Origin of the sequence: Bradyrhizobium sp. LHD-71, from assembly GCF_031157255.1 — a bacterium.
Taxonomy (GTDB): domain Bacteria; phylum Pseudomonadota; class Alphaproteobacteria; order Rhizobiales; family Xanthobacteraceae; genus P52-10.
The window spans coordinates 1-15,856 of record NZ_JAVIFX010000058.1; the positions used below are offsets into that span (position 1 = coordinate 1).

Consider the following 15,856-nt stretch of genomic DNA (forward strand, 5'->3'; position numbering starts at 1 on the left):
CGCCCGCTTTCCCCTCGGACTTCGGCGTGACGAGCAGGCGGCTCGTCATGAAGGCGGCGAGCGCACCTCGCCTCATAGATGACACGATCCATGTGCCCCTGCACGTCGCTTGGCACCGCCGATTGATCGGATAGAGTGAGACATCCAGCCCACCACCAATCATCCGCAATGTGAAAATGACAGCGGCCATTCGACATCGTCGTTTCGGCACGTTTGTTCTCGTGCTCGGCACGTATCTCGGGTGGAACATCGCGCCGCTGCACGCGCGCGAGGCGCCGTGCATGGCGCCGGTGATCGGTGAAGGCCGGGTCGCCTCCACCCTCGATGCACGGACGCTGCGCATGCAGGACGGACGCGAGGTGCGACTGGCCGGCGTCGAGGACAGCACCTCGGGGCTGCCGGCCAAGCCCGATCAGCGCGTGGCGCTCGAACGGCTCACCGCCGGGCGCGACATCGTCTTGCGCGGCTCTGCGAAACCCGACCGCTACGGCCGCCTCGTGGCCTTCGCCTTCGTTCAGGATCAGGACACCCCCATCCAAGCCCACATGGTCGACGATGGTCATCTGCTCGTTGCGGCGGCGATCGATGATCGGGATTGCGCACGCTTGCTGCTCGCCCGCGAGGACCGGGCGCGGCGTGCCGGGCGCGGCCTCTGGGCGGAACCGGCTGCCATAAAAAACACGGAAATGCCGGGCGATATTTTGGCGGGGATTGGGCAGTTCGTCGTGGTGGAAGGCCGGGTGCAGTCCGTCCGCGAAGCCGGAGCAACGCTCTACGTCAATTTCGGCCGGCGTTGGACGCAGGACTTTGCGGTGACTATTTTAAGGCGGAATGTGGCAGGCTTTGAGACCGCCGGAATTCCGCTCCGGTCTCTCGAGCGCCGAAGGGTCCGCGTGCGGGGGTGGGTGGAACAGCGCGGCGGACCAAGAATCCAGGCCTCCTGGGCGGGGCAGATTGAAGTATTGGGTGGCAACTAGGCATGATCCCTGCTTGTCTCGGGTTTTGATCCGGGAGGGGTACCGGTTTTCGGATCAGGTCATGCGCGGTTAACTTCTTGAGCTGGAGTTGGGACAGTCGGCCGTGGCAGGGCGCACGCAGCGACAGGGAACTGTTAAGGGCAAGGCAAGGGCGGTGGCGGCATCAACGATGATGCTTGCAGCCGGGCTTGCGCTTGGCGCGTGCTCCGATTTCAATCGCTTTCAATTGGCAAACACGACGCCCCTGCCGGCGGAGCGCCCGCGGCCGCAGCGCACGCCGGTTCAGCAAACGGCGGCCACCGAGCGCGAGCATGAACGAATCCTCGCATCCTACGGCGGCGTGTACGAGGATGCGCGACTTTCCAGCTTGATCTCGAAGGCGGTCGAGAGGCTCGTCGCAGCATCCGAACGGCCGGATCTGTCTTACAAGGTAACGATCCTGAACTCCGCCGCGATCAACGCCTTCGCGTTGCCAAGCGGTCAGCTCTACATCACACGCGGCCTGATCGCGCTCTCGAGCGATACCTCCGAACTGTCGTCGGTGCTCTCGCATGAGATGGCGCATGTCATCGCCCGCCACGCCGCTATCCGTGAGGATCAGGCACGGCAGGCGGCGGTCGTCAGCCGTGTCGTCACCGATATCGGCGCCGATGCCGACCTGTCGGCGCTGGCGCTGGCGCGCTCGAAGCTGACGCTGGCGAGCTTCTCGCGCGCCCAGGAGTTCGAAGCCGATGGCATCGGCGTCGGCATTGCCGCACGCGCCGGCTTCGATCCGTTCGGTGCAGTCCGCTTTCTGACCTCGATGGAGCGTAACGCGGCGCTGCGAGCTTCACGCAACGCCGCTGATCCGCGTTCGCTGGATTTCCTCTCCTCGCATCCGGCGACGCCGGAGCGGGTGCAGAACGCGCAGGCCAACGCGCGGCAGTACTCGTCGCCGGGAGGAGGCGAGCGTGACCGCGACGCCTATCTCGATGCGTTGGACGAGATGATCTATGGCGAAGACCCGAGCGAAGGCTTCGTGCGTGGACGTCGATTCATTCATCCCAAGCTCGGCTTCACCTTCACGGCGCCGGAAGGTTTCTCGCTGGACAATACCGCACAGGCGGTGATCGGCGTGCGCGACGGCGGCACGCAGGCGATGCGTTTCGATGTCGCGCGCGTCTCGTCTGAGCAGTCGCTGGGGGAATACCTCACATCCGGCTGGATCGACGACGTCGACAAAACCACCGTCGAGGACCTCACCGTCAACGGCTTTCGAGCCGCCACTGCGATCGCGCGCGGCGAACAATGGCGCTTTCGCGTCTACGCTTTGCGGTTCGGCAGCGACGTGTACCGCTTCGTGTTCGCGTCGAAACAAAGAGGCGGCGAGGGCGATCGCAGTTTCCGCGATACGGTCAACACGTTCCGCCGGCTGACGCTTGCCGAGATCCAGGCTGCCCGCCCGCTTCGGCTGAAGGTTATCACGGTACAGCCGGGCGATACCGTCGAATCGCTATCTCATCGCATGGCCGGCGTCGATCGCCAGCTCGAGCGCTTCCTGATCCTCAATGGCCTTGATGCCAAGAGCACCGTCAAGCCGCGCGACCGCATCAAGATCGTGGTGGAGTAGTTTCGTCGCTCGTTGGCGACGAGTGGTCGCGACCATGCGCGTTCGCCAATAAAATCGTGCCGTCGAAGCGCAGAGTCCGGACATGCGCTCGCTGCAACACCGAACGTTCAGGACTACGCCGCGGTCGCAGGCGCGCAGCCGCCGAGCTTCAGCTTGCGCTTGGTGGATGCAGGGTGCTTGGCGAGACCACCGGCGGGGCCAGCCTCGGGCCGCACCGGACGGCGCACCAGCTCGCCATGGCAGTTCGGGCAGCGCCCATGCAGCACGGCGTTCGTGCAGTCAGCACAGAATGTACATTCATAGGAGCACATATACGCCTCGCGCGACTGTGGCGGCAGGTCGCGATCGCAGCATTCGCAGTTCGGACGCAACTCCAGGGCCATGACGAAATCCTCAGCTGTCTCTTTGCGATCCGTGCACGTCATTTGTTCGCACGCGCGCCGGCACGCGTGTTTGCAGTCGGGCGCAGGCACAATTGTATCCAATACGTCGTCCCGGCCAAGCGAAGCGCCGCGCCGTGACCCGTAACCGCCGTCTCCAAGAGACGACGTGCGCTCGTTGCCTTCTTGGGTTGCCGCTCGCGATCATATTGGTTCGGTAAACATGGGCTTCCGCAGGAACGACCCTGAATAGCACAAAACAAAAGCCCGGCTCATGGAGCCGGGCTTCGAAACTGATCGAACTGTGGTCGTTGACTTAGGCCGCTTCGTCCTCGGTCAACGTATCGTCGCCGTCGGCCTCGTCCTCGTCACCTTCGTCGCCCTCGGCCTCACCCACGGCATCAGCATCAGTCTTGGCGCCGCGGCGCGGGCCCTTGGCAAGAGCTGCCTCGATTTCCTTGACTGCCTCGGTCTCGGTCACGTGCTGCACGGCCGCGATTTCGCGCGACAGCCGGTCCAGCGCCGCCTCGTACAGCTGACGCTCGCTATAGGACTGCTCAGGCTGCGATTCGGAACGATAGAGGTCGCGCACGACTTCGGCGATCGCAACGATGTCGCCGGAGTTGATCTTGGCCTCGTACTCCTGCGCGCGACGCGACCACATGGTACGCTTCACGCGCGCCCGGCCCTTCAGCGTTTCCAGTGCCTTCTTCACCAACGCCGGCTCGGAGAGCTTGCGCATGCCGACATTGATGATTTTTGCGGTCGGTACCCGCAGGGTCATCTTGTCCTTGATGAAGTTGATCACGAACAACTCGAGCTTCGCGCCGGCAATCTCCTGCTCTTCGATCGCCAGGATCTGGCCGACACCATGCGCCGGATACACCACGAATTCATTGGTCTTGAAGCCCTGACGCTGGGTCGCAGGCTTCTTCACCTCTTCGACCTTCGGTGCGGCGGGCTTGGCAGCAGCTGTCTTCACAGGAGCAGCTTTGTGCGCAGCAGGCTTGGCGTGAGCCGCTGCCTTCGGTGCCGCAGCCCTGACAGCGGGCTTCACGGCAGTCCTGGATACGGTCCGGGCGGCGGGCTTGGCAGTCTTCTGGGCAGTGTTCTTGGCCATTACGTTCTTTGCTGTTCGGGATTTGGCCGCCGCCTTGACCTTACTGGCCCTGGCGGCAGTCTTCGATGAGCTCCGGCTCGACGCCGTAGACTTCCTGGCGGTCTTCGCAATACTCTTGGAACGCGCGCTTTTGCTTGACACAACCTGTGCGTGGAACCGCCACGCTCCTGTTCACGGGCTTTTTCCGGGGAATCCAGTCATGTCCGGCCACTCAAGGGGCGGAAGCTGATTCCGGCTTCTTGAATGTGCCCAAAATAACACATTTTCCGCGAAAATCAATGATTTATGACCAAAAGGCGAAATGCGGCACGCTTTAGGGTTAAGCGACCGTCCGTTCAGCAACGTATAGGAGATGGAAGAGAAGGCGTTTTTAGTCGCCGGCACCGGGCTTGGTTGAGAAATACTTCTCGAACTTGCCCTCTTCGCCGTCGTGCTTCTCAGCGTCGGGGTCCTGGTCTTTCTTTTGTGTGATATTCGGCCAGGCCTTGGCGTATTCGGCGTTCACCTCCAGCCATTTTTCCAGACTGGGTTCGGTGTCCGGCTTGATCGCATCGGCAGGACATTCCGGCTCGCACACACCGCAGTCGATACACTCGTCCGGATGGATCACGAGCATATTTTCGCCTTCGTAAAAGCAATCGACCGGGCACACTTCCACGCAGTCGGTATACTTGCACTTAATGCAGTTATCAGTGACGACGTAAGTCATCGACAGCTCCGGAACGGGTCAAACAGTCGGAGAAATTTCCTGCGAAGCTGGCCGTTCACAGCAAGAAATTACTCTTCAGAACATCGGTTTGCGCCGCCCGGTCAAAAACCGTGCGACGTGCGCGGTGTGGCCTAGCGCAGGATGCGAATGGCTGCAAGTGAAGCGCGCTCAGCTCTGTAATGCAGGTCACAGTTCACTCGGCCAGCTCGACGTAGAGCGCCCGCGCAGCCGTGGCATCACCGCGTCGTTCGGCGAAATCCGCCACCTTCCAGATGCGGATGCGGCGGTCCAGCGCGATGGTCAGCACATCTCCGACCTTGACGGGATGCGACGCCGCCACCACACGGGTGCTGTTAACCCTGACGTGACCACTGACAACCAGCTCGGCCGCGCCCGTGCGGGTTTTGACGATGCGCGCGTGCCAGAGCCATTTGTCGATCCGCTGGCGATCCACGGGCTAATGTCCTGTTTCTGACGCTCGCACCACCTTGCCGCGAGTCCCTCGTGCGAGCGTCAGAAACACCGCACTAGCCTAATGCTTTTCCTTCGCGCCAGACTCGAGCTGCTCTTTCAACGCCGCGAGCTTTGCGAACGGCGAGTTGGGATCGACCGGACGATCGCGCTGCGGGCGATCCTGTCGCTGTCCCCCGCCGTGCCGCTGGTCGCGACGGTTTGCCTGCGCGTGATCCGGGCGCCCCTTGCCCTTGCCTTGAAAGCGACGACGGTCCTCGCGTGAACGCGCCTCGCCGCTGCCGGCAGCGGCGGTGCTTGCCTCGCCAGCCTGCGCACCCGATTCGTCTTGACCGGCCTGGTGTCGGCGGCGTCGATGAAAATCCTTGCCTCGATCGCGCCGGTGGCCGTGATCACCATCACTCGGCGTCGCACCGGCCTCTGTCGTCTGCGCATGATCGGGACGGCGATGGCGCGGACGCTCGTGCCGGTGCTTGCGCTCCTCATGCCGGCCGGCAGGACGCCAGACCTCGATCAATGCAGGCGGGGCAGCTGCGTCAGCCACCGGTTCGGATAGAGCAGCGGCAGGCTCGGCCGCCGCCTCGACGACAGCCAGCATATCGTCTTGCGTGGCGGTTTCGGCGGACGGTTCGGCCGCGACGACAGCCTCGCTCGCCGGTGCGGCTTCTTCGGTCGCGGCAGTTGGCGCTTCAGCACTCGGCGGTTCGGCCGACTCCGCAGGATTACTTGCGGCTTCCGCAACGTCAGCCTGAAGCTGCGCCGCGCCGACCACATTATCGTTTGCCGCAACGATGCCGACCGGCTGCGTGGTTTCCGGCGCCGACTGCTGCTCGACCGTCGCGTCCGGCACGACGGCAGGCTCAGGCGGCAATGGCGGCCGTCGGTCCATACGATAGCCGAGCGCGCGCAGGATCGACGCGAAGTCCTCGCCTGCGGATCCTGTCAGCGACGTCATCGCCTGTGTCACGACGAACGAGCGACCATCAAACGCGCCAGGCGGCTTCGGCGCGCTCGAGCCGTCGCGCCAGGCAAGGGCCGGGCGGATGAGATCCGCCAGCCGCTCGAGAATGTCGACGCGGACCGCGCGCTCGCCGGCCAGGCGATAGCCGAGCGTGCGATAGGCATCACGGTCCAGCGCCTTGTCAGCAGGAAACGAGGTGCGACCGGTGCTCGCCAGATGCTGCGCGCTCGTCAGCGCAGCGAGATCGACATTGTCGTGCTTCAATGACCAGAGCAGCGACGCCAGTGCGCGCGCCGCCGGCTTCAGGAGCGCGGGCATATAGATGTGATAAGCGCCGAAGCGAACGCCATACTTGCGCAAGGTTGCGCGCGAGGTCTGGTCGAGATCCTTCATCTCTGCGGCGATCTTCTGCCGCTCGAGAACACCGAGCGCTTCGACCAGCTGAAAGGCGATGCCACGACCGATGCCGGTGATGTCTTCGGCCTTCGACAGTTCAAACAGCGGCCCGAGCAGCTTCGTAACGTGCGCCTTGAGCCAGAGATCGAGCCGCGCCTGCACGCTCTCGCGCGCTGCGCCCGCTAGTCTGTCGTCGGCGATCAAGCGGACGCGCGGCTCCAGCACATTGTCGGCGGACATCAATTTGCCGATCGCGTCGCCCGTCCAGCGCAGCGTGCCGTCCGAGGCAAGCGCAAACTGATCGTCTGAGCCAGCGGCGAGCTTTGTGGCACGCGCGTCGATTTCGCCGGCGAGCGCCTTCTGCGCCGCGGCATGCAACGCCTTTGCTTCCGAGCCGGCCTCAGCCGCGTCGGGTGCGAACATGAATCCATCAAGGCGGCCGATAGTGTGCCCCTCGACGACCACGTCTCCAGTCTTGCTTATCTCGGTTTCCAACGTCGCATTTTCCCGCAATCGGCGCATCAATACACTGGTGCGGCGATCAACGAAACGTTCCGTGAGCCGCTCGTGTAGTGCATCCGACAATTTATCCTCAATTGCACGCGCAGTCCCCTGCCAATGTTCCGGATCGGCCAGCCAGTCGGGACGATTTGCCGCAAACGTCCAGGTTCTGATTTGCGCAATGCGCGCGGACAACGTGTCGATATCGCCATCGGTTCGATCGGCCTGGGCAACCTGGGCCGCATACCAGTCATCCGGAATGCGTCCGCGCGTCATCAGAAAGCCGAACAGCGTGGTCACCAGTTCCGCATGCGCTGCCGGAGCGATCTTGCGGTAATCCGGCAGTTGGCAGACATCCCAGAGGCGCTCGACCGCCGCGGCCTCTCGAGCCATTGCCCGCACCTCCGCGTCGCGGGCGGCGTGATCCAGGACGCGAATATCTTCGGCCAGCGGTGCACGGGTGAGCACCTCGTGCCGCGGTGACAGCGCTAGCGTCGCCTGCAGCGCGCCGAGGGAGGCGAAATCCAGCGCCGTATTCCGCCATTGCAGCTGTTTTACGCTGTCGAAGGTATGGTTCTGCAGCGCGTTGACGAGTTCCGGCTCGAACGGGACGCAGCGGCCCGTGGTGCCGAATGTACCGTCGCGCGTGGCGCGGCCGGCACGACCGGCGATCTGCGCAAATTCCGCTGGATTCAGGCGGCGATACTGGTAGCCGTCATATTTGCGGTCGGACGCGAAGGCAACGTGATCGACATCGAGGTTGAGCCCCATGCCGATGGCATCGGTCGCCACCAGATAGTCGACCTCGCCGGATTGAAACATCGCTACCTGCGCATTGCGCGTGCGGGGAGACAGCGAACCCATCACCACGGCGGCGCCGCCATGCTGGCGGCGGATCAATTCGGCGATGGCATAAACCTCGTCCGCCGAAAACGCGACGATCGCCGTGCGGCGCGGCTGGCGCGTGATCTTGCGGTCGCCGGCGAAATGCAGCTGCGACAGGCGCGGCCGCGTCACTACGCTGACGCCGGGTAGCAGCCGCTCCACAATGCCGCGCATCGTCGCTGCGCCCAGAATCAGCGTTTCATCGCGACCGCGACGATTGAGGATGCGATCCGTGAAGACGTGGCCACGGTCGAGATCGGCGGCAATCTGGATCTCATCCACCGCAAGAAACGACACGTCGAGGTCGCGCGGCATCGCCTCAACGGTCGAGACCCAGAATCGCGCATTCCGCGGCTTGATCTTTTCCTCGCCGGTAATGAGCGCGACGGACTCAGCCCCCACTCGCTCGACCAGACGGTTGTAGACCTCGCGCGCCAACAGCCGCAGTGGCAGACCGATGAGGCCGGACGAATGCGCACTCATCCGCTCGATGGCGAGATGAGTTTTGCCGGTATTGGTCGGGCCCAGCACGGCAGTGACGCCGGCACCCGGCGCCCGGTCGCCGCCGAAGCTGGGAGAAGAAGACGAAAATGTCATTGATTCAAGCAGTTCCGCGTGCACACAGCGCGGGATCTAGTGTCTCAGAATGCGACGCGCGAGCGCCACGGCTTAAGCTTTGGAACGAGTCTAGAACGAATCGCGCCCGAATCGCTGACTCGTTTGGCATCTGTTTCGTTCCCCGCAATATCTCGCACTCTACTACATCTGGACCACAACATCGGGGACAGATGCGTCGCTCGCGGGTATCACGAAAACGTTCTTTCGTTAACGTCAGACGGACTCCGATCGGCCCTGGAGTCAACTTGATTCCCTCACGGCCCCGACTGAATCTGACTCTCGTGCCAAGTGGCACGCATACGATCGCCCAATCCGAAAAGCGCACTCACTTCATAAAGTTGCTGGGTCCCCTCCTGGTTCTGATGCTCGCCAGCGAGGTCGCCGCAAAGTGATGAGAACGTAAAGACGGTGACAACTCGCTATTGAGTGCGGACGGCCGCAGCAGGATTGGACGGGTGCGCGGACAGCGAGTTTGTGAACCGCGTCGCCTGCATCACGCCGGTCCCAATCGGGGTCGGAATCACGACCTTGAGCGGCATCAGCACGCGCGTGCCGAGGATCGGCGCAAACCACACCTCCATGTTGCGCTGCGCCTTCAGGTACTTGATCGCCGTCCGATCCGGCACGTAGCCCGAAATCGGCACAAACTGGATCGCGCAGACGACGGCGGGGCCCTGATAGCCCTTGTCCACTTTGACCGCCTCAACGCGCCGGTACTCAAGCTTGAGATCGTAGCGCATGCGGCCGTCGAACACCGACTGCACCTGGCCACAGGCCTCCGGCGAGACCGGATCGCCGGTGCCGGGAACGCGCAACAGCGATCCCGTCATCGGGTCCAAGACACCACGCCTATGCGCTTCGGTCACTGGAATCCGCTCTGGATTGACCGGCTGTTCCGGCTCGATCGCGAAATCCTTCACATTGCCCTGGGCCAGCGAAATCCGTAGGACCTCGGTCTTCTTGTTGGTGATCATCTTCACGGTGTAGTTCGCCGGAGCGAGCTGACCCTTGATCACCCGGCCTTGCGCACCGCCATTGCCCTCGCCGGTCGAGATCATCGCGACGAGGCCGGTCGTCTTGCCGTTGGCGATCGCGGAATACTGCTCTTCGGCGATATCTACCACCCACGAGCCCTTGCCGATCGGGATGCCAGCGAGCGTCACCTCGTACTGCGCCTCAACCCTGCCCTGCGCTGATGCGCCGTCCGCAACCGCGCCAGCCAGGAGCAGGCATCCGGCCGCGAACACCGGTGGGATAGACCGCTGCGCAACGAGTATTGGAGGTTTGGACACGGATAGGAACGTCCCGGCCTGCAGGAGGCATCTGGCTGACGCAATGCAATATCTCAAGATCATGGGCAGATTGCGTCGTTTATAAGGACCGGATTCGGGCGTTTGTCGCCGGCGAGAGGTCCAATTTGCGGCTATCTTTATGGATTTCCGCGGCTTGACGGTCGGCGGAGCGACCCTTATACGTCCGCCCGTTCCTTCAAATGGACCTGAATTCGACCTCGGCGAGCGAACTGCTGCCTGCCGGACGAGCAAATTTTAAGGATTTCGCCATGTCGCGGCGCTGCGAACTGACCGCCAAAGGAGTGCAGGTCGGCCACAAGGTCAGCCACTCCAACATCAAGACGAAACGGCGCTTCCTGCCGAACCTGTGCAACGTGACGATGATCTCGGATGCGCTCGGCCGCGGCGTGAAGCTGCGCGTATCGGCGAACGCGATCAAGTCGGTCGATCACAATGGCGGGCTCGACGCCTTCCTGCTGAAAGCCAAGGAAGACGGCCTCTCCAAGCGTGCGCGCGACATCAAGCGCCAGATCGAGAAGAAGAAGCAGGCGGCGGGCTGACAGCCTCTGCTTGGCAGATTGGCGTTACGACGGCCGGGCATCGCGCGGCCGTTTTGTTTTTGGGTGCCCGGATGACGGGGAAGCCCCCGGCTTTCACTTCGCTCGCTGCATCCAGGCTGCAGGGCCGGCTCAATCATCCACCAGCGTGAACTGCAGCAGCAACGTCCGCTGCAGCATCGAGAAGTTATCGTCGGAGACCATCGTCAGTACTGTGTCGCCGTCGGCCGTGCGATGCACGTCGAGTCCCTCCATGTTGTCGATCTCGTGGCCCAGATCAGCTTCGAAGATCGACGGTCCATCGACGATGGCACCCGGCGCGATCACGCGCAGAGGAATCCTGCGAATACGGATACCGACACCGGCCAGCATCGAAAATTTCCGTTCGAGGATCAGAAGATCGCCTGACGGCAGCAGCGCTGCGTCGCTGATATCGAAATCACGCGAACGGCGAATCGAGAACTGCCCAGGCCGCGGCCCGCCGACCAGGAAGCCGACCAGATTCCCCGACGCGTTGAGCCCTCGCTCGGAAACGACGATCAGTGTCCCTTCCAGCGGCAAACCCTTCGGCACGAACACCAGCCCTTCCGGTCCCTTATTGTAAGGCAGCCGCCGGAACGCCGCAGGCATCGGGATCTCCTCACCGCGCGAGGCGACGCCGCCGCGACGGAAATCGAACTTCAGGATGCGGTTGACGCGCTCAATGCCGACGTAGAGCGTCGTCCCGTCGACGGCGAGCGACTCGCTGTCGTACAGTTTTCTCAATGTGATCGGCCTGCCGTCGGCGCCAAGCATGGGCGCGGAGCGAACGTCGGTAAGGCCCGCAAGCGCCTTCCCTTGATAGACGAGGCTGCCGGTGAACCAGTCGCCCTTATCATTCATGGCGACGAAGCTCTTGCCATTCGGCTCGATGCGAAAGGCCGACAGGCCGCCGAATTCTTTGAACGATGAGGTCAGTACGAGCCCTGAGCGAAATACGAGATCGCCGAATCTGCGGCGCGTGCGGTCGCGCAAATCGAACGCCTCGAGCGGACGCGACGTAACCTCGACGGCAGTGGTGACAGGCGCCGCAACTGCCGCCGCCTGCGCACACGCACGCCCCGGCATGCATGCAAGACACGCCACAACGAGACACGCCGTCAAAACGACGGCCGGCATCGCTCTTAGCCAGCGGCTACCCGCGCTCGGCATCATCTTAAGTCAATGCAGACGGCGGCTCTGGCCGGGACGTGTCGGACGTGGCGGAGGCTCGGCGTTCTCGCTGAACAGTTCGGCAAGCTTCTCGGTGATCGCACCACCGAGTTCTTCCGCATCGACGATGGTCACCGCACGACGATAGTAGCGTGTCACGTCGTGACCAATGCCTATAGCGATGAGCTGCACGGGGCTACGCGTCTCGATCTCCTCGATGATGTGGCGCAGGTGCCGCTCGAGATAGTTGCCCGGGTTGACGGACAGCGTCGAGTCGTCGACCGGCGCGCCGTCCGAGATCATCATCAGGATGCGCCGCTGTTCGGGCCTGCCGAGCAGTCGCTTGTGTGCCCAATCAAGCGCCTCACCGTCGATGTTTTCCTTCAACAGCCCCTCGCGCATCATCAAACCGAGGTTCTTGCGCGCGCGCCGCCATGGCGCGTCCGCCGACTTGTAGATGATGTGGCGCAGATCGTTCAACCGGCCCGGACCACCTGGCTTGCCGGCGGCGAGCCAGGCTTCGCGCGACTGACCGCCCTTCCATGCGCGGGTGGTGAAGCCAAGAATTTCGACCTTCACGCCGCACCGCTCCAGCGTGCGCGCAAGGATATCGGCGCAAGTCGCAGCGACCGTGATCGGCCGTCCGCGCATCGAGCCGGAATTGTCGAGCAGAAGCGTGACGACGGTGTCGCGGAACGTCGCCTCCTTCTCGTGCATGAACGAGAGCGGATGCATCGGATCGGTGACGACGCGTGATAGCCGGGCCGGATCGAGGATACCCTCCTCAAGATCGAAATCCCAGGCGCGGTTCTGCTGCGCCATCAGCTTCCGCTGCAGGCGGTTGGCAAGGCGTGCGACCACGCCCTGCAGATGCGCGAGCTGCTTGTCGAGATAGGCGCGCAGCCGTTCGAGCTCCTCCGGATCGCAAAGGTCTTCGGCGTTGACGACTTCGTCGAACTTCGGCGCGAAGGCGTGATATTCCGGCCCGCGCGGCTCGTTGCCGCCGCGCATCGGCGGACGCGTCGTATCGCCGGGCGTCTCATCCTCGCCCATTTCGCTGTCATCGAACGTATCGCTCGACGATGACTGGGCCGCCTCGGCGCTTTCGGCAGCGTCCTCGGCGGAGGCCTCCGCCTGCTCCATGTCCATGTCCTGCGAAGCCTCGCCATCCGGCTGGCCCTCGGCGCCGGACTGATCCTGATCGCCCTCCTGGTTCTCGTCCTGATCTTCGTCGTCCTGGTCGGCATCGGTGCGGTCACCGAGTTCGAGCGCATCGAGCAGATCGTGCAGGGCATCTGCGAACTTGCGCTGGTCCTCGATCACTGATTCGAGGCGATCGAGCCGGGCGCGTGCCTTGTCCTCGATCAGTGGACGCCACAGGTCGACCAGCTTCTTTGCCGCCTGCGGTGGCGCGAGGCCGGTCAGTCGCTCCCGCACCATCATCGCCAGCGCGTCGGCAAGCGGCGCATCGGCCCGGTCGGTGATCTCATCGAACTTGCCGCGATGATAGTGATCGTCGAGATAGGCGGTCAGGTTCTTCGCCACACCGGACATACGCCGCGCGCCGATGGCTTCGACGCGCGCCTGTTCGACCGCATCGAACACGCCACGCGCCTGCATGTTGCCGGGCACCTGTTTGCGATGCACGGCTGGATCGTGACAGGCGAGCCGCAACGCAATGGAATCCGCGTGGCCTCGCACGATCGCGGCATCTTTCCGGGACAGCTTGCGCGGCGGTTCCGGCAGCCGCGCCTTGCCCGGCGCAAGGCCGGGCCGTTCCGCCGCAAACGACACTTCGAGTTCAGGCTGTCGCGCGATGGCGCGCAGGCACGACGTGACCGCACGTTTGAACGGCTCGGTCGGCGCTTCCTTCGATCCCGGTCTCGGCTTCGAGTTCGTGGTCATTTCGCTCACATTGGTCGTCCCTGCGAAAACAGGGACCCATAACCACCAGCTTGGATTGTTAAACTCTGCGCGGCGTCGCTACCCAATCGAAAGTCTACAGCGTATGGGGCCCCTGCTTTCGCAGGGGCGACATGATCGATCAGCTCAACGCGACGTTAACCGACGACTCAGGAAGCTCCGCGTTGAAGCAGCGCTGATAGAATTCCGCCACCAGCGGCCGCTCCAGCTCATCGCACTTGTTCAGGAAGGTCACACGGAACGCGAAACCGATGTCGCCGAAGATCTCGGCGTTCTCCGCCCAGGTGATCACCGTACGCGGGCTCATCACCGTCGACAGATCGCCGTTGGCGAACGCATTGCGTGTCAGGTCGGCAAGGCGGACCATCTTGCCGACGATGTCCCGGCCCTCGCTCGTGCGGTAGTGCCGCGCCTTCGCCAGCACGATCTCGACTTCCTCATCGTGCGACAGATAGTTCAGCGTGGTGACGATCGACCAGCGGTCCATCTGACCCTGGTTGATCTGCTGGGTACCATGGTAGAGGCCGGTGGTATCGCCGAGGCCGACGGTGTTTGCCGTCGAGAACAGGCGAAACGCCGGATGCGGCTTGATCACCTTGTTCTGGTCGAGCAACGTCAGCCGGCCGGAGACTTCCAGCACCCGCTGAATCACGAACATCACGTCCGGGCGGCCGGCATCATATTCGTCGAACACCAACGCCACATTGTGCTGCAGCGCCCAAGGCAGAATGCCGTCACGGAACTCGGTGACCTGCTTGCCTTCCTTGATGACAATCGAATCCTTGCCGACCAGATCGATACGGCTGATATGGCTGTCGAGGTTGACGCGCACGCAAGGCCAGTTCAGCCGCGCCGCTACCTGCTCGATATGCGTCGATTTGCCGGTGCCGTGATAGCCGGTCACCATCACACGGCGGTTCTTTGCAAAACCGGCAAGAATGGCCAGTGTGGTCGCGCGATCGAAGCGATAATCCGGATCGGTATCGGGCACATGCGGGTCAGTCGTCGAGTAGGCCGGCACTTCCATGTCGGAATCGATACCGAACACTTGCCGGACGGAGACTTTCATGTCGGGCAATGCGGTCATGTCATTGGCTGCGGCGGTCATCATTCCTCCGTGGCGTCGGGGCGTTCCCGAAACCAGTCGTGCGTTGGCTGCGGTCAAGGCTGCGGCTGGAGCTGCAATCATTGCAACTTAGCAGACGGGAACGGCGGGCAGAAGCCTGCGCCGCAATCAAAAGTTCCGCTTTTTCATCAATTAGATAAGTCATCGCAACGGGATTTGAAGGGCTGCCTTGCGGAAAGCGCCCAACAACAAGCGGCCGTTGCGGCGGCTGCACCCCGCTGGACCGGCGCGCTTCGGGAGCGCACATTACAGGCGTGGCACACCTCCTTGACCAGCTCATCAACTTCGTCTCCGCGCACCCGTTCCTCGCCTATGCGACCGCGTTTTTTGCCGCGCTGCTGGAGGCCGTGCCGGTGTTAGGATCGTTCGTGCCCGGATCGAGCGTCATCATCGGGCTGAGCGCGCTGGTCGCGGCGGGAGACCTGAGCCTTGGCGGCGTGCTTGCCGGCGCGATCGTCGGAGCCGTGATCGGCGACGGCACCGCCTTCCTGCTCGGGAACATCGAGCGGCGGCGTATCCTGACATGGTGGCCGATGGCGTCGTATCCGACACTGATCGCTCGCAGCGAAGAGTTCTTCCAGCGCCGGGGAACCATCGCCGTGCTGCTCGCCCGCTTCGTGCCGCCGGTGCGCGCCTTCGTGCCGGTGACCGCGGGCGCTCTGGGCATGCCGCCGACACGCTTCTATCCGATCAACCTTGTTGCGATCGGCCTATGGGCCTGTGCGCATGTGTTGCCGGGCGCGCTCGCCGGCAGCCTGTGGAAGCAACACGGAAGAGAGATCGAGCATATCGCGCTGCCGCTGCTCGCCGTCGCCATCGCTGTGGCCGTCGTCCTGTGGTTCGTGCGCCGACGGCATCTTTTCGGAGCAAGCTAGTGTCGTGGATCAGAAATTCGCGCCATCGTTGCCGCTAGTCCATCGTGCGAATTTCTGATCCATAAACGACACTAGAATCATAAACTTGCTAGTGTCCTGATCGAATCCGAAGTTCGCTCTGAGCTCGCTGCAAAGTACGGCGAACTTCGGATTCGGGACACTAGCCGGCTACGCCTTTGCCGCCCGCGGCATCGGCCCGGTGTAGCGCGCGCGGGGCCGGATGAGGTTGCCGTTGCGTAACTGCTCACTCGCATGTGCGATCCAG

Annotated in this window: 13 protein-coding genes; 4 read left to right on the forward strand and 9 right to left on the reverse strand. The window is 63.2% G+C overall.

Annotation, left to right across the window (positions count from 1 at the left end):
* The first annotated feature begins 176 nt into the window (after positions 1–176).
* Complete coding sequence (locus RCO31_RS34190; protein ID WP_308972862.1) at positions 177–977, forward strand: thermonuclease family protein; 801 nt, start codon at positions 177–179, stop codon at positions 975–977.
* Positions 978–1,146: 169 nt separating this feature from the next.
* Positions 1,147–2,586: a M48 family metalloprotease gene (locus RCO31_RS34195; RefSeq protein WP_308972874.1), complete on the forward strand. Its 1,440-nt coding sequence runs from the start codon at positions 1,147–1,149 to the stop codon at positions 2,584–2,586.
* A 113-nt stretch (positions 2,587–2,699) separates the two neighbouring features.
* Here the strand turns inward: RCO31_RS34195 and RCO31_RS34200 are convergent, their stop codons facing one another.
* From RCO31_RS34200 to RCO31_RS34225, 6 genes are all read right to left on the reverse strand, one after another.
* Positions 2,700–2,969: a DUF1272 domain-containing protein gene (locus RCO31_RS34200; protein ID WP_308972863.1), complete on the reverse strand. Its 270-nt coding sequence runs from the start codon at positions 2,967–2,969 to the stop codon at positions 2,700–2,702.
* A 313-nt stretch (positions 2,970–3,282) separates the two neighbouring features.
* On the reverse strand, positions 3,283–4,086 hold the full coding sequence (locus RCO31_RS34205; RefSeq protein WP_308972864.1) for a CarD family transcriptional regulator: 804 nt from the start codon (positions 4,084–4,086) through the stop codon (positions 3,283–3,285).
* A gap of 370 nt (positions 4,087–4,456) precedes the next feature.
* Positions 4,457–4,795, reverse strand: coding sequence for a ferredoxin FdxA (gene fdxA / locus RCO31_RS34210; RefSeq protein ID WP_308972865.1), 339 nt, complete (start codon positions 4,793–4,795; stop codon positions 4,457–4,459).
* Positions 4,796–4,988: 193 nt separating this feature from the next.
* Positions 4,989–5,249 (reverse strand): RNA-binding S4 domain-containing protein, encoded by a 261-nt coding sequence (locus RCO31_RS34215; RefSeq protein ID WP_308972866.1) that lies wholly within the window; start codon positions 5,247–5,249, stop codon positions 4,989–4,991.
* Positions 5,250–5,327: 78 nt separating this feature from the next.
* A complete protein-coding gene (locus RCO31_RS34220) occupies positions 5,328–8,606 on the reverse strand; it encodes a helicase-related protein (protein WP_308972867.1) in 3,279 nt (1,092 codons plus the stop codon).
* A gap of 440 nt (positions 8,607–9,046) precedes the next feature.
* On the reverse strand, positions 9,047–9,919 hold the full coding sequence (locus tag RCO31_RS34225) for a DUF3108 domain-containing protein (RefSeq protein ID WP_308972868.1): 873 nt from the start codon (positions 9,917–9,919) through the stop codon (positions 9,047–9,049).
* A gap of 269 nt (positions 9,920–10,188) precedes the next feature.
* On the opposite strand from RCO31_RS34225, the gene rpmB reads away from it, so the two are divergent.
* Positions 10,189–10,479: a 50S ribosomal protein L28 gene (rpmB, locus tag RCO31_RS34230; protein WP_308972869.1), complete on the forward strand. Its 291-nt coding sequence runs from the start codon at positions 10,189–10,191 to the stop codon at positions 10,477–10,479.
* Between the two features lie 129 nt (positions 10,480–10,608).
* Here rpmB and RCO31_RS34235 read toward each other — a convergent pair whose 3' ends face one another.
* The 3 genes from RCO31_RS34235 to cobS all read right to left on the reverse strand — a co-directional run bounded on the left by RCO31_RS34235 (position 10,609) and on the right by cobS (position 14,701).
* The gene (locus RCO31_RS34235; protein WP_308972870.1) at positions 10,609–11,583 is read right to left on the reverse strand and encodes an esterase-like activity of phytase family protein; all 975 of its coding nucleotides are present in this window, start codon (positions 11,581–11,583) and stop codon (positions 10,609–10,611) included.
* 93 nt (positions 11,584–11,676) lie between these two features.
* A complete protein-coding gene (gene cobT / locus RCO31_RS34240) occupies positions 11,677–13,572 on the reverse strand; it encodes a cobaltochelatase subunit CobT (protein WP_308972871.1) in 1,896 nt (631 codons plus the stop codon).
* 139 nt (positions 13,573–13,711) lie between these two features.
* The gene (gene cobS / locus RCO31_RS34245) at positions 13,712–14,701 is read right to left on the reverse strand and encodes a cobaltochelatase subunit CobS (protein WP_308972872.1); all 990 of its coding nucleotides are present in this window, start codon (positions 14,699–14,701) and stop codon (positions 13,712–13,714) included.
* A 269-nt stretch (positions 14,702–14,970) separates the two neighbouring features.
* Between cobS and RCO31_RS34250 the strand changes: the two genes are divergently transcribed.
* A complete protein-coding gene (locus tag RCO31_RS34250) occupies positions 14,971–15,591 on the forward strand; it encodes a DedA family protein (protein WP_308972873.1) in 621 nt (206 codons plus the stop codon).
* Positions 15,592–15,856 lie beyond the last annotated feature (265 nt).

Excerpts from the sequence above, each read along its gene's own strand:
- rpmB (WP_308972869.1), top strand. The coding sequence starts at position 10,189 with ATGTCGCGGCGCTGCGAACTGACCGCCAAAGGAGTGCAGGTCGGCCAC.
- fdxA (WP_308972865.1), bottom strand. The coding sequence starts at position 4,795 with ATGACTTACGTCGTCACTGATAACTGCATTAAGTGCAAGTATACCGAC.
- cobT (WP_308972871.1), bottom strand. The coding sequence starts at position 13,572 with ATGACCACGAACTCGAAGCCGAGACCGGGATCGAAGGAAGCGCCGACC.
- RCO31_RS34205 (WP_308972864.1), bottom strand. The coding sequence starts at position 4,086 with ATGGCCAAGAACACTGCCCAGAAGACTGCCAAGCCCGCCGCCCGGACC.
- RCO31_RS34200 (WP_308972863.1), bottom strand. The coding sequence starts at position 2,969 with ATGGCCCTGGAGTTGCGTCCGAACTGCGAATGCTGCGATCGCGACCTG.
- RCO31_RS34195 (WP_308972874.1), top strand. The coding sequence starts at position 1,147 with ATGATGCTTGCAGCCGGGCTTGCGCTTGGCGCGTGCTCCGATTTCAAT.
- RCO31_RS34235 (WP_308972870.1), bottom strand. The coding sequence starts at position 11,583 with ATGCCGGGGCGTGCGTGTGCGCAGGCGGCGGCAGTTGCGGCGCCTGTC.
- RCO31_RS34190 (WP_308972862.1), top strand. The coding sequence starts at position 177 with ATGACAGCGGCCATTCGACATCGTCGTTTCGGCACGTTTGTTCTCGTG.
- RCO31_RS34220 (WP_308972867.1), bottom strand. The coding sequence starts at position 8,606 with ATGACATTTTCGTCTTCTTCTCCCAGCTTCGGCGGCGACCGGGCGCCG.
- cobS (WP_308972872.1), bottom strand. The coding sequence starts at position 14,701 with ATGATGACCGCCGCAGCCAATGACATGACCGCATTGCCCGACATGAAA.